The 12,860-nt window shown below is 62.5% G+C and carries 12 protein-coding genes and 1 tRNA gene; 12 read left to right on the forward strand and 1 reads right to left on the reverse strand.

Annotated elements, in window-relative coordinates; all coding sequences use genetic code 11:
* Positions 1-43 precede the first annotated feature (43 nt).
* The 8 genes from cysS (at position 44) to C9I57_RS15565 (ending at position 8,185) form a co-directional block, all read left to right on the forward strand.
* Positions 44-1,438, forward strand: coding sequence for a cysteine--tRNA ligase (cysS, locus tag C9I57_RS15530; RefSeq protein ID WP_107151552.1), 1,395 nt, complete (start codon positions 44-46; stop codon positions 1,436-1,438).
* 37 nt (positions 1,439-1,475) lie between these two features.
* On the forward strand, positions 1,476-2,414 hold the full coding sequence (locus C9I57_RS15535; RefSeq protein WP_107151726.1) for a DNA-3-methyladenine glycosylase family protein: 939 nt from the start codon (positions 1,476-1,478) through the stop codon (positions 2,412-2,414).
* A 95-nt stretch (positions 2,415-2,509) separates the two neighbouring features.
* Complete coding sequence (locus tag C9I57_RS15540; RefSeq protein ID WP_107151553.1) at positions 2,510-3,481, forward strand: acetyl-CoA carboxylase carboxyltransferase subunit alpha; 972 nt, start codon at positions 2,510-2,512, stop codon at positions 3,479-3,481.
* A 58-nt stretch (positions 3,482-3,539) separates the two neighbouring features.
* Positions 3,540-4,994, forward strand: coding sequence for a tRNA lysidine(34) synthetase TilS (gene tilS, locus C9I57_RS15545; RefSeq protein ID WP_107151554.1), 1,455 nt, complete (start codon positions 3,540-3,542; stop codon positions 4,992-4,994).
* Positions 4,995-5,355: 361 nt separating this feature from the next.
* Positions 5,356-6,606, forward strand: a complete 1,251-nt coding sequence (locus C9I57_RS15550; protein ID WP_107151555.1) for an aspartate kinase — start codon at positions 5,356-5,358, stop codon at positions 6,604-6,606.
* A 179-nt stretch (positions 6,607-6,785) separates the two neighbouring features.
* A tRNA-Ser gene (locus C9I57_RS15555) sits at positions 6,786-6,879 on the forward strand.
* Positions 6,880-7,119: 240 nt separating this feature from the next.
* Positions 7,120-7,587: a helix-turn-helix domain-containing protein gene (locus C9I57_RS15560; RefSeq protein WP_107151556.1), complete on the forward strand. Its 468-nt coding sequence runs from the start codon at positions 7,120-7,122 to the stop codon at positions 7,585-7,587.
* A 49-nt stretch (positions 7,588-7,636) separates the two neighbouring features.
* Complete coding sequence (locus C9I57_RS15565) at positions 7,637-8,185, forward strand: PIN domain-containing protein (protein WP_181321853.1); 549 nt, start codon at positions 7,637-7,639, stop codon at positions 8,183-8,185.
* 301 nt (positions 8,186-8,486) lie between these two features.
* Here C9I57_RS15565 and C9I57_RS15570 read toward each other — a convergent pair whose 3' ends face one another.
* Positions 8,487-8,753 carry a hypothetical protein gene (locus C9I57_RS15570; RefSeq protein WP_146166228.1) on the reverse strand — a complete coding sequence of 89 codons (267 nt, stop codon included), beginning with the start codon at positions 8,751-8,753 and terminating at the stop codon, positions 8,487-8,489.
* 47 nt (positions 8,754-8,800) lie between these two features.
* Between C9I57_RS15570 and antA the strand changes: the two genes are divergently transcribed.
* From antA to C9I57_RS15590, 4 genes are all read left to right on the forward strand, one after another.
* The gene (antA, locus tag C9I57_RS15575; RefSeq protein ID WP_107151558.1) at positions 8,801-10,189 is read left to right on the forward strand and encodes an anthranilate 1,2-dioxygenase large subunit; all 1,389 of its coding nucleotides are present in this window, start codon (positions 8,801-8,803) and stop codon (positions 10,187-10,189) included.
* A gap of 3 nt (positions 10,190-10,192) precedes the next feature.
* Complete coding sequence (gene antB, locus C9I57_RS15580) at positions 10,193-10,690, forward strand: anthranilate 1,2-dioxygenase small subunit (RefSeq protein WP_107151559.1); 498 nt, start codon at positions 10,193-10,195, stop codon at positions 10,688-10,690.
* A 15-nt stretch (positions 10,691-10,705) separates the two neighbouring features.
* On the forward strand, positions 10,706-11,746 hold the full coding sequence (gene antC, locus C9I57_RS15585) for an anthranilate 1,2-dioxygenase electron transfer component AntC (RefSeq protein WP_107151560.1): 1,041 nt from the start codon (positions 10,706-10,708) through the stop codon (positions 11,744-11,746).
* Between the two features lie 95 nt (positions 11,747-11,841).
* Positions 11,842-12,840, forward strand: a complete 999-nt coding sequence (locus C9I57_RS15590) for an AraC family transcriptional regulator (protein WP_107151561.1) — start codon at positions 11,842-11,844, stop codon at positions 12,838-12,840.
* The last annotated feature ends 20 nt before the right edge of the window (positions 12,841-12,860 follow it).

The following is a 12,860-nucleotide window of genomic DNA, read 5'->3' on the forward strand; positions in this document are numbered from 1 at the left end:
ACGTCGCCAAGTGCGGAATGCTCGGGGCTCACGCATCGTCTCTATGGAATCACTGCGCATCTACAACACGCTCGCGCGTGAAAAGCAACTGTTCGAGCCGCGCCGTGCAGGCGAAGTGCGGATGTACGTCTGCGGGATAACCGTATACGACTACTGCCATATCGGCCATGCGCGCATGCTGATCGTGTTCGATGTCGTGCAGCGCTGGTTGCGTGCGCTTGGATACCAGGTGACATACGTCCGCAACATTACCGATATCGACGACAAAATCATTCGCCGCGCCGTCGAAAACGGCGAAACGATCAAGGCGCTGACTGATCGTTTCATCGCGGCGATGCACGCGGATGCCGATGCGCTCGGCGTCGCGCGCCCCGACATCGAGCCGCGTGCGACCGACTACATTCCGCAGATGCTCGGCATGATCGAGAAGCTCGAGGCGAACGGTTATGCCTATCAGGCGACGGATGGCGACGTCAACTATGCCGTGCGCAAGTTCGCCCGCTATGGCGCGCTTTCGGGCAAGTCGCTCGAGGATCTGCGCGCCGGCGAGCGCGTCGCCGCCAACGAGGCGAAGGAAGATCCGCTCGACTTCGTGCTGTGGAAGCGTGCGAAGCCCGACGAGCCGGTGGGCGCGAGTTGGGAGTCGAAGTACGGACCGGGACGGCCCGGTTGGCACATCGAGTGCTCGGCGATGAGCTGCGCGCTGCTCGGCGAGCATTTCGATCTGCACGGCGGCGGGCAGGATCTCCAGTTTCCGCACCACGAAAACGAGATCGCGCAAACCGAAGGGGCGACGGGCGAGACGTTCGTCGACTACTGGATGCACAACGGGTTCGTGCAGATCGACAACGAGAAGATGTCGAAGTCGCTCGGCAACTTCTTCACGATTCGCGAGGTGATCGCGAAATACGATCCCGAGGTCGTTCGCTTTTTCATCGCTCGCGCACATTACCGTTCGCCGCTCAACTACAGCGACGTTCACCTCGACGATGCGCGCGCGGCGCTCACGCGTCTTTACACCGCGCTCAAGGACGTGAGCCCCGACGACGGCGCACTCGATTGGAGCGAAGACCATGCCGCGCGTTTTCGCGCGGCGATGAACGACGACTTCAATACGCCCGTCGCGGTAGCCGTGCTGTTCGAGCTTGCCAACGTCGTGAATCGTACGCAGGACCGCGCGCTCGCGCGGCAGCTTCGCGCATTGGCGGCGACGCTCGGGCTGCTCGGCCGCGAACCGCGGGCGTTCTTGCAGCAAGCGGCGGGCGACGTCGGGGTCGTGATCGACGAGGCGGCGATCGAGCAGAAGATTGCCGAACGCGCCGCCGCGAAGCGGGCGAAGAACTATGCCGAGGCAGACCGGATTCGGGCCGAGTTGCTTGAAGCCGGCGTTGCGCTCGAAGACAAACCGGGCGGGCTCACGGAGTGGCGCCGCGTATGAACGTGCGTCGCGAAACGCGCTACCGCCGGGAGGCATGATGGCAACGGCCAGAAAGACGCCAGTCAAGCGCGCCGCGCCGCAGCGAGCCGCGGCGGCGAAAAACGCAGCGGGAAAGCGCGCGACGAAAGAGACGCGCGCATCGGTGAGCCCGAACGGCACGGCTGAACCGAAGCCGAAGCTGTCGGCGGCGCGCGCGACGAAGACGAAGGGCAACGGCTCGGCGGTGCCCGATTCAGGCAGCGGCGTCCAGGCACTCGTGCGCGATGGAACGCGCGACGGCGAAATCGTCCGCAAGACGCGCGCCGGTTCGAGTGCCGAGGCCGCCGTTCCTGTACAGATCGGCGGCTTGAAGCCAGAGGTCGCGCGACCGACTTATTGGGATCGCGCCTGCGCCGACCTCGTGAAGCGCGATCGCATCCTCAAGCGCCTCATTCCAAAATTCGGCCCTGTACATTTGATCAACGGTGGCGACCCATTCGTCACGCTCGCCCGTTCCGTCGTCGGTCAACAGATCTCGGTCCCCTCGGCGCAAGCCATGTGGGAGCGCATCGAGCAGGCGTGCCCGAGGCTCGCGCCGCAACAGTTCATCAGGCTGGGGCAGGAGCGGCTTATCGGATGCGGGTTGTCCAAGCGCAAGTCCGAGTACCTGATCGATCTCGCGCAGCACTTCGTCTCGGGCGCGCTGCACGTCGATAAGTGGATGTCGATGGAAGACGAAGCCGTCATCGCCGAGCTCACCCAGATTCGGGGCATTGGCCGCTGGACGGCGGAGATGTTCCTCATCTTCAACCTGTCGCGCCCCGACGTCCTTCCGCTCGACGACCTCGGCCTCATTCGTGCGATCAGCGTAAATTACTTCAGCGGCGAGCCCGTGACGCGCAGCGAGGCACGTGAGGTGGCAGCGAACTGGGAGCCGTGGCGTACGGTGGCCACCTGGTACATGTGGCGCAGCCTAGACGGCGCGCCCGAGCAGTGATCTATTAAGATTGTGGGTTGATAGTTTCGACCGATGCCGCGGCGCGTGGCGGCGGTTAGAATACGCGCTGCCGAAAGTCCCCAGGATTGGAACATATGAAAACGACGTTTCTGGATTTCGAACAGCCAATTGCCGAACTCGAGGCAAAAATCGAAGAACTGCGTTTCGTGCAGGACGACTCGGCTGTCGATATCTCGGAAGAAATCGAGCGGCTCTCGAAGAAGAGCCAGCAGTTGACCAAAGATCTGTACGCGAACCTGACGCCATGGCAGGTTTCGCAGATCGCCCGGCATCCGCAACGCCCGTACACGCTCGACTACGTCAACGAGATCTTCACCGACTTTCACGAGTTGCATGGCGATCGGGCTTTCGCCGACGACCAGTCGATCGTCGGCGGCATGGCGCGCTTCAACGGCCATCCGTGCATGATCATCGGTCACCAGAAGGGGCGCGACACGAAAGAGCGCGCCGCGCGCAATTTCGGCATGCCGCGTCCCGAGGGCTATCGCAAGGCCGAGCGGCTGATGCGCCTTGCGGAGAAGTTCGGACTCCCGATTTTCACGTTCGTCGACACGCCGGGCGCCTACCCGGGCGTCGGCGCTGAGGAGCGCGGACAGTCGGAGGCGATCGGCCACAATCTGTATGTCATGGCTGAACTGAAGACGCCGATCATCGCGACAGTGATCGGTGAAGGGGGCTCGGGCGGCGCACTGGCGATTGCCGTGGCCGACAGCCTGCTGATGCTGCAGTTCTCGACCTATTCGGTGATTTCGCCCGAAGGCTGCGCCTCCATCCTCTGGAAGAGCGCGGCGAAGGCGCCCGAAGCAGCCGAGGCGCTGGGCTTGACGGCCCATCGCCTGAAGGCGCTCGGCCTCATCGACAAGATCGTCAACGAGCCGCTCGGTGGCGCGCATCGCGATGTGAAGGGAATGGCTGCACTGCTGCGCCGCGCGCTTGCCGATACGCTGCGCCAATTCCAGGGCATGAGCGTGCACGATTTGCGCGAGCGCCGCTTCCAGCGGCTCATGTCCTACGGGAAGTTCAAGGAATCGATGCCCGGGGCATGAGGCGCGCCGCGCACGCCCCAGTGCGTCTCGTCGCGTCCTTCCGCTAGCGACGAAAGCCATGATTTCCTCTACCGACTCCGCCGCCGAGCACGTCATTTTCGACGCGCTCGGCGGTTTGCTTTCCGCGATGCCGTCCGATGCACGGATCGGCATCGCATTCAGCGGCGGCCTCGATTCGAGCGTGCTGCTCGATGCGGCGGTCCGCGTGGCGGGAGCGCACCGCTGCATCGCCTTGCACGTACATCACGGGTTGAGCCCGAATGCCGAGCGATGGCTTGCCCATTGCGAGGCCGCGGCTCGCGCGCTTGGCGCCGGCTTCGATGCTGAGCGCGTCGACTTGCGGCGCGAGACGGGGATGAGCATCGAAGCGGTTGCGCGCGAGGCGCGCTATCGAGCGCTCGACGCCATGTGTGCGCGCCACGGCGTGGCCGCGCTCTGGCTGGCGCATCATGCCGACGATCAGGCCGAAACCGTGCTGTTGCAGTTGCTGCGCGGCGCCGGCGTGGCAGGCCTCGCGGCGATGGCGCCGCATCGCGTCGACAACGTGGCCGCCATTCCTCGCGTGCGGCCGTTGCTGCATTTGCTGCGAGCGCAGCTTGAACGCTATGCACGCTCGCGCGGCCTGCGCTGGATCGAGGACGAATCGAATGCCGACACGCGCTACGCGCGCAACGCATTGCGTCACGACGTGATACCGGCGCTGACGATACATTTTCCCGGCTTTCGCGACGCGCTTGCGCGCACGGCCGCCCATGCGGCGACCGCTCAGCGCTTGCTCGATGAGCTCGCCGCGATCGATTTGGGCACGATCGCGCGAGACGATGGGCGCGCATTGTCGCGCGAGGCCCTGCTCGCGCTCGACGGCGCGCGCGCGATGAACGCGATGCGCGGATGGATGCGTGCGGCCGGGATCCCGGTGCCCTCCGCCGCGCGACTGACGGACATGCTGCGCCAATTGCGCGAGGCGCGCGCCGAGCATGCATTGCGAATCGAGCACGCCGGGCGCTGCCTGCGCCTCTATCGCGACTCGGTCTATTGGGAGAGCGACGATCGGCCTGCGTCGCCTGCAGCCGCCGCCGAGGATCGCGTGGCGCATGCGATCAAGGAGCCGACGATGCTCGCTTGGCGCGGCCAGGAAGTCTGGCGGCTCCCGCAATGGCGCGGCTCGCTCGTTTTCGTTCCTGTGCCGACGGGCGAGATGCCGGCCGATACGGTTGCGGAAACGCTGCTCGAGGGTGCGCCGCTGACCGCGCGCCCACGCATGGGGGGCGAACGCATGCGCCGCGCGCCGGGCGCGCCGGCTCGCACGCTGAAGAACCTGTTCCAGGAATCGGGGGTGCCCGCCTGGCAGCGCGACGTGCCGCTCGTTTATCTCGGCGATCGGCTGCTGTTCGTGCCGTTTCTCGGCATCAACGGCGCGTTCGTCGCTGCCGCGCCCGCGGACGAGGAGGGGGCGGCCGTGAGCGGACCACGTCGCCGCCTGGAATGGCGTGCCGACCTGCTTATCGCCTAGCGCCGATCGTCGGCATGGCGCGACTCCAAGCGGTGTCGCACCCCGTCGCCGACCGCCCGTGCGGCTTGTATTTTCAGCGTCGATCGAGTACTCTCGAACGCTTGTCCGACCCGCTTTAGCACCCATTTGCGGCCGTTTGCGCGCTTTTTTCACAGCAGTGACGCAGTCGGCTGCATTTTGCTTGTGCGGCAGATGTGGCATTGAGCCGTGGCGCATTCGAACGAACCGTGCGCTTCACGCCTACCCCCCGCCACGTTACGTCGTCGTCATGCGCTCACGAGGCCGCGTGGCCGATCGGCATGCCCGAGCTTCGAGCCATTAGCGCGTCGGCGCCGTTATTCCTCAAGTTAAAAACGACACAATGGCACTCATCGTACATAAATACGGCGGCACCTCGATGGGCTCGGTGGAGCGCATCAAGAACGTCGCCAAGCGTGTCGCGAAGTGGCAAAAGGCGGGCCATAAGTTGGTCGTCGTGCCATCGGCGATGTCCGGCGAAACGAATCGCCTGCTCGCCCTCGCGAAGGAAATCTCGAGCCAGCCCGATCCGCGCGAGCTCGACGTGATCGCATCGACGGGCGAGCAGGTGAGCGTCGGCCTGCTATCGATCGCATTGCAGGAAGCCGGCGTCGAAGCGGTCAGCTACGCCGGTTGGCAGGTGCCGATCAAGACCGATAGCGCATTCACGAAGGCACGGATCAGCGAGATCGAAAGCGAGCGCATCTTGCGCGATCTCGACGAAGGGAAGGTCGTCGTCATCACGGGCTTTCAGGGCGTCGATCCGGAGGGCCATATCACCACGCTCGGGCGCGGCGGTTCCGATACGTCAGCCGTGGCCGTCGCTGCGGCGCTCGAAGCGGACGAATGCCTGATCTTCACGGACGTGGACGGCGTTTATACGACCGACCCGCGTGTCGTCGAGGAGGCGCGCCGGCTCGATCGCGTGACGTTCGAGGAGATGCTCGAGATGGCGAGTCTCGGCTCGAAAGTGCTGCAGATCCGCTCGGTGGAGTTCGCGGGCAAATATCGCGTGAAGACACGCGTGCTGTCTAGCCTGACCGATCCGATGATCCCGCTCGAACAGGAAATGACCTCGGGCACGCTGATTACTTTTGAAGAAGACGAGACCATGGAAAAAGCAGTCATCTCCGGCATCGCGTTTCAGCGCGACGAGGCCCGTATCGCGGTGAGGGGCGTGCCCGATAAGCCGGGCATCGCTTATCAGATTCTCGGCCCTGTCGCCGACGCGAACATCGACGTCGACATGATCATTCAAAACACGAGCGTGCAGGGTAAGACCGATTTCACGTTCACGGTCGGCCGCGGCGACTATCAGCGCGCGATGGACATTCTGCTCAACCAGGTCAAGGGCCATGTGAGCGCGGAGGAAGTCGTCGGCGATCCGAAGGTCTCGAAGGTATCGGTCGTCGGGGTCGGGATGCGCTCGCACGTGGGTATCGCGAGCAAGATGTTCCGGACGTTGTCGGAAGAGGGGATCAACATCCAGATGATCTCGACCTCCGAAATCAAGATCTCGGTGCTCATCGACGAGAAGTACATGGAGCTCGCCGTGCGCGCGCTGCATAAGGCGTTCGAGCTCGAACAGGCTTGAGTATGCGATTTTCATGTCGCCGTCACGGCGGCGTCATGAAAGATGGGGCGGGAGGTGGTCGAAGCAGGCGGTAAACAGCGTCGCAGGCAAATTTTGCGTCGCACGATTTGACCTGCGTAACCGTTCCCGTTATCATCTTGGACTCGTCGCGCTGCCTCCCGGCGCCGACGAAAGCTTTGGGAGACGTGGCCGAGAGGTCGAAGGCACTCCCCTGCTAAGGGAGCATCTGGGCCAAAACCTGGATCGAGGGTTCGAATCCCTCCGTCTCCGCCAGTAGGCGGTGACAAAGCCCCGTGAGTTCTCGGACTTGCGGGGCTTTTTCTTTTTTCAGCCCGCGGTCGGCCCATCATCGGAAGCGGTGTGAGCCTCTATCAATTCGGTTCGTCCGCCTTCTGGCCAGCCGCCCACCAAACAGGTATTGATGCATTTGGCGTTTAGTCTATTTCGTTTGCTTCGTCTGTTGCGAATGAGGGTTGTCGGTAATATTATGGCTGTGTTGTGAGGACCCTTTTAATGACCACCGCAACCCCCGATCGCATCCAACTGACCGACGATCAAGCTGCCCTGCTTGCGAGCGCCAGTCGCCTAATGGGCGAAGCGTTAGATCATTCCCGCGCGGCGCGCGTGGCGCTCGTGGAAGAGGGCGAACACGGCGATGTCGCGCGTATCGACGTGCCGCCCGCAACCCTGCGCGTGCTGTCGAAGATACTGGCCATGATGGCCAGCCAACAGACCTTCCTGCTGTATCCGGCCGAAACCGAACTAACAACGGGGCAGGCGGCGGACATGCTCGGCGTGTCACGTCCCTATCTGATTGCGCGGCTCGAGGCCGGCGACCTTCCATTTCGCAAGGTCGGACGGCATCGCCGCATACGAATGGAAGATGTCCTCGCTTACAAGGCCACTATGCAGGTTGACCGCAAGGCGGCACTCGACGAATTGGTCGCGCAAAGCGAAGCCCTTGGCGGATATGACCTGTGAGGCTGGGCTTCGACCGTTTCACCGTCGTGCTCGACGCGTGCTGTTCCCGATGTTCACGCGCGATGTTTTGCTGACGTTGGCTGATCACGGCTTCTTCAACCCAAAGTGGTCCGCCAGGATCCATGCTGAGTGGACAGGCAACCTCATCTCTCGTTTGCGGACAAGCGGTGCGACGGAGGATCGGAGTGCGCGGATCGACGCTGTTCGACGCGCGATGGATCGGGCGTTTCCGGACGCCCTGATCCGCAATGTGCCGCCTGATTCAGGAGACGTACTGCCGGTGGATCCGAAGGATCGTCATGTGGTGATGGCGGCGGTTGCTGCCCGCGCCGACGCGATCGTAACGTTCAACCTGAAAGATTTCGCTGGCGATCACCTGCGGTGTGAACTTGCGATCGAGGTCCTCCATCCGGACGTATTCGTGCGTGACCTCATCGATCTTAACGAAAAGCGCGCGGCTGGCGCATTTCGCGAACTGCGCGCACGTAAGCGCCAGCCACCTTGGCAGGCGGAAGAACTGATCGACCGGGCACGGCGTGCGGGTCTCCTTGAGACAGCGGCTTGGCTTGAGGGAGAAGACGTTCGTCGACTGCTTTGATGACGTCAATGAATGACGGGGACTTCTCCAGAACGTACGGCAGTCGCTAGATTCGTTCGGCGCGCAGTCGAGGTCAGGATCCGCAAGCCTCACTGTAGTGTGAACCTTCGAGAATTACGTAAAGACGCAGGTCGCAGCCGGCGGCGTGCTCCGCCGCAATGAGCGTCTGCGTGACCAACATTACGATAGTCATCGGACCCGCCCCTCCAGGACGGGCGTACGCGATTCGGTCGAAGCACCGCAGCTCGTCAAGGACGGTACGGGATGCTTGACCAATATGCCATGAACGTCACGAGCCGCGTTAACCCTGTGCGCGACGCGTCATGAGCGAGAGCCGAATTTCGTTGCAGTACGTCTCGACAAGTTCGATGACAGGATCGGTAAGCGCGAGCGAGTTCTTGCGGATCGCCTCCATTTCTTCCGTTCGCACGAACACATCGACTCCGCATTCGACGAGCGCGATCCATACCATCGGCTGCGTGCCGCGCAGAGAAGCAAAAAAACTGGATAGCGAACGGCCACCAGGCGGATAGCGCCTGGCCTGCATCGGGTATTCAATCCAGTCCATCAAGGATCTGGTCGGAAGACCGCTGAAAGGCAGGAGGAGAACCTATCGTGAGCGCAGCGAAAGTCACATCGCAATGGCAGCAATTCGTTGGCGGATGCCTCGATTTCCGTCCGGCCGAGGGCGTCTATCGCATTGCGCGAGAGATGTTTACCGAACCGCAACTATTCGACTTGGAGATGGAGTTCATCTTCGAGAAGAACTGGATCTACGCCTGCCACGAGAGCGAGATTCCCCAGGCGCACGACTTCCTGACGATGCGTGCGGGCCGCCAACCGATGATCATCTCGCGCGATGGCAACGGTCAGCTCAACGCCATGATCAACGCCTGTCAGCATCGCGGTGCAACGCTCACGCGTATGGGCAAGGGCAATCAGTCCACTTTCACGTGCCCGTTCCACGCCTGGTGCTACAAGAGCGACGGACGCCTCGTGAAGGTCAAGGCTCCTGGCGAGTACTGCGACGACTTCGATAAGTCCACGCGTGGCCTCAAGAAGGCGCGCATCGCGAGCTACAAGGGCTTCGTCTTCGTGAGTCTCGACGTGCAAGGAACAGACACGCTCGAAGACTACCTGGGCGACGCACGCGTGTTCCTCGACATGATGGTCGCCCAATCGCCCACGGGCGAATTGGAAGTGCTGCCGGGCAAGTCGACGTACACCTATGAAGGGAACTGGAAGCTGCAAAACGAGAATGGCCTCGACGGCTATCACGTCAGCACCGTGCACTACAACTACGTCGCCACGGTGCAGCATCGGCAGGACGCGAACGCGAAGAAGGGCGGCGCGATCAACGGGACGCTCGACTACAGCAAGCTAGGCGCAGGTGACGCGGATACCGATGACGGCTGGTTCGCTTTCAGGAACGGCCATAGCGTGCTGTTCAGCGACATGCCGAACCCCGGCGTGCGTCCGGGCTATGCCACCGTCATGCCGCGCCTCCTCGAGGCATACGGTCAGCAGAAAGCCGAGTGGATGATGCATCGGCTGCGGAACCTGAACGTCTATCCAAGCCTCTTTTTCATGGATCAGATCAGCTCGCAACTACGCATCGTGCGTCCGGTCGCCTGGAACAAGACGGAAGTCATCAGCCAGTGCATCGGCGTAAAGGGCGAATCGGAAAAGGATCGCGAAAACCGCATTCGCCAGTTCGAAGACTTCTTCAATGTCTCGGGAATGGGCACGCCTGACGATCTCGTGGAATTCCGTGAGCAGCAGCGCGGCTTCCAGGCGCGCCTCGAGCGCTGGAGCGACATTTCGCGCGGACACCACAAGTGGGTGGCGGGCGAAACGGCAAATACGCGCCTGCTCGGCATTGAACCTGTGCTGTGCGGCACGGAGCTGACGCACGAGGGGCTCTACGTCAATCAGCACGGCGCCTGGCAGGCGTTTCTCATGAAGGGCCTCGCGCAACGATCGAACGTCGGGAAGGAGGCTTGAATCATGGCCGTCACGCATACGCTGCAACAATCGGTCGAGCAGTTTCTGTATCGCAAGGCCGAGCTTTGCGATGCACAGAGCTGGGACGAGTACCTCGACCTTTTCGACGAAAACAGCGAATTTCACGTGCCTCAATGGGACTCTGAGCACGTGTACACGACCGACCCGAAGCGCAGCATGTCGCTGATCTACTATGCGAACCGCACAGGGCTCGAGGACCGTGTCTTCCGGCTGCGCACGGGAAAGTCGGCAGCGTCCACGCCGCTGCCGCGTACGCTGCATCAGATCACCAACGTGCGTATCGCCGAGCGCGAGCACGGGGCGCTGGAGGTGAAGGCCAACTGGGCGACGTTTTACGCGCGGCACGGGGTGGCTGAGCACTTCTTCGGGCGCGCCACCTACCAGCTGCGCCCGGCGGGCGAGAGCTGGAAGATCGCACGCAAGCACGTGCTGCTCCTTAACGACACGATCAACGCCGTGCTCGACTTCTATCATCTGTAAGCGGGAGAGCGCGCAATGAGCCACAAGGTCGCGTTCAGTTTTGCCGACAGCAAGACTGTGTTCTTCGACGTCCGTTCGGGCGAACTCCTCCTCGACGCCGCGCTTCGCAACGGCGTGAACATTCCGCTCGACTGCCGCGAAGGCGTGTGCGGGACCTGCCAGGGACGCTGCGAGACGGGCAGCTATACGCAGGACTATGTCGACGAAGAAGCGCTGTCTGCGGACGACCTTGCCGCGCGCAAGATCCTGTCCTGCCAGACGCGCGTGCAATCCGATGCCTCGTTTTACTTCGACTTCGATTCGAGCCTATGCGGCTCGGGCGGAACGCGGTTGCTCGCGGGCCAGGTCGCGGGCGTCAAGCAGGTATCCGAAACGACGGCGATCCTGCATCTGGACACAAGCGCTCACGCGGGGCGCCTCGATTTTCTGCCGGGGCAGTACGCGCGACTGAAGGTGCCGGGTACGGACGCGTGGCGTTCCTATTCGTTCGCCAACCGGCCCACCGACGACAACCAGTTGCAGTTCCTGATTCGTCTGCTGCCCCACGGCGCGATGAGCAACTATATCCGCGAGCGCTGCGAGCCGGGTCAGACGATCGAATTCGAGGCGCCGCTCGGCACCTTCTATCTGCGAGAGGTGGAGCGACCGCTTGTGATGGTCGCCGGGGGTACCGGTCTCTCCGCATTGCTGGGCATGCTCGACGATCTCGCTCACAAGGGCGGTTGCGGCCAGCGCGTGCATCTCTACTACGGTGCGACGAACGCGCGCGACCTATGTGAGCTCGAGCGTTTGAAGACCTACGGTCAGCACATCGGAAACTTCATGTGCGACATCGTGGTGATGAATCCATCGGAGGGATGGCAGGGAAAGACAGGGCTCGTTCCGGAGCATTTCGACCGCGGCATGCTCGACGCGAGCCCGTTCGACATGTATGTGTGCGGACCGCCTGCGATGGTCGACGCCATCAAGACGTGGCTCGCGCGCGAAGCCTTGGGTGAACACCGCCTCTACTACGAGAAATTCGCAGATAGCAACGGCGCGAAGCAAGCTGCGTGAGCTTGCGGCGCAGCGCGCATTCAGGGTCTTTTCGTATTTTTGTCCGCGCGCGGCGTCGTTTACCATCGAGTGGCCATCAACCTCGGTGACACGCCATGTACGCGCCCGCCTCCAACGATATTCAAGGTATTGACGCACTGCGTCACGACCTCGAAGGCGCGCGGGACTGGATGGCGTCGATCTGCGGACCGCATGGATTGCAGGTACGGAGCCCGAAGAGACTGCAGTTCCATCATTCAGGCACGGTGTTGCGCTCGATGGCGAGTACGTTGGGGTACGTGGAATACGGCACCGACGTCACCGTTTCCGTTCACAACGAGGCGCCGCTCAACTGCTATAGCGTGAGTCTGCCGCTCACCGGGCAGCAGGAACTGGCCGCGCAGGGTCGCTTGTGGCTGTCGGACCAGGACAGGGGGCTCGTGTTGTCGCCGCACGAGAGGCAGGACCTCACGATCATGGGCAACTGTCGGAAGATCATCGTTGCGATACCGAGCCAGGCTCTGCGTGAGGTGCTCGAAGGCCTTCTGCAACGACCTCTCGGTGCCGCTTTGACGTTCGAGCCGCAGATGAATGCCATCGACGGCGATCAGGCTGCCTGGTGGCGTATGGTCAAGTATCTGCTGACCGAGATGGGCCGCGCCACGCCGTTGCTCAATCATCAGCAGATGGTCGGGAACCTCGAGCAGGCGCTGATCAAAGGGCTGTTGCTCTGTCAGCCCCACAACTACTCGCAGGCGCTCGCGGGGGCCATGGGCCCTTCATGTCCGTACTATCTGTTGCGCGCGAAGCAGTTCATCCACGATCACGCCCGCGAAGATGTCTCACTCGAGGACATCGAGCGTGCGGCCGGTGTGTCGCGCTACAAGCTGTTTGAAGGCTTCCGGCAGCACTTCGGGCATGCGCCCATGGCGTATTTGAAGTGGCATCGGCTCGAAGCAGTGCGCCGCGACATTTTGTCGGATTCTTCTGAACGAAATGTTTCGTCCATCGCGATGAACTGGGGTTTTTCGCATCTCGGCCGATTTTCCCACGACTACAAGCAGCGCTTTGGCGAAACACCGTCGCAAACACTCAAGCGGGCCGCAAAACGTTAAGTGAACCTCCACTGCGACTG

Origin of the sequence: Trinickia symbiotica, assembly GCF_003028655.1 — a bacterium.
Lineage (GTDB): Bacteria > Pseudomonadota > Gammaproteobacteria > Burkholderiales > Burkholderiaceae > Trinickia > Trinickia symbiotica_A.

Coding starts and splice junctions, on each gene's coding strand:
- C9I57_RS15540 (WP_107151553.1), top strand. CDS start 2,510: ATGAAAACGACGTTTCTGGATTTCGAACAGCCAATTGCCGAACTCGAG.
- antB (WP_107151559.1), top strand. CDS start 10,193: ATGGCCGTCACGCATACGCTGCAACAATCGGTCGAGCAGTTTCTGTAT.
- C9I57_RS15565 (WP_181321853.1), top strand. CDS start 7,637: ATGTTCACGCGCGATGTTTTGCTGACGTTGGCTGATCACGGCTTCTTC.
- C9I57_RS15590 (WP_107151561.1), top strand. CDS start 11,842: ATGTACGCGCCCGCCTCCAACGATATTCAAGGTATTGACGCACTGCGT.
- C9I57_RS15550 (WP_107151555.1), top strand. CDS start 5,356: ATGGCACTCATCGTACATAAATACGGCGGCACCTCGATGGGCTCGGTG.
- C9I57_RS15560 (WP_107151556.1), top strand. CDS start 7,120: ATGACCACCGCAACCCCCGATCGCATCCAACTGACCGACGATCAAGCT.
- tilS (WP_107151554.1), top strand. CDS start 3,540: ATGATTTCCTCTACCGACTCCGCCGCCGAGCACGTCATTTTCGACGCG.
- cysS (WP_107151552.1), top strand. CDS start 44: ATGGAATCACTGCGCATCTACAACACGCTCGCGCGTGAAAAGCAACTG.
- antC (WP_107151560.1), top strand. CDS start 10,706: ATGAGCCACAAGGTCGCGTTCAGTTTTGCCGACAGCAAGACTGTGTTC.
- C9I57_RS15570 (WP_146166228.1), bottom strand. CDS start 8,753: ATGGACTGGATTGAATACCCGATGCAGGCCAGGCGCTATCCGCCTGGT.
- C9I57_RS15535 (WP_107151726.1), top strand. CDS start 1,476: ATGGCAACGGCCAGAAAGACGCCAGTCAAGCGCGCCGCGCCGCAGCGA.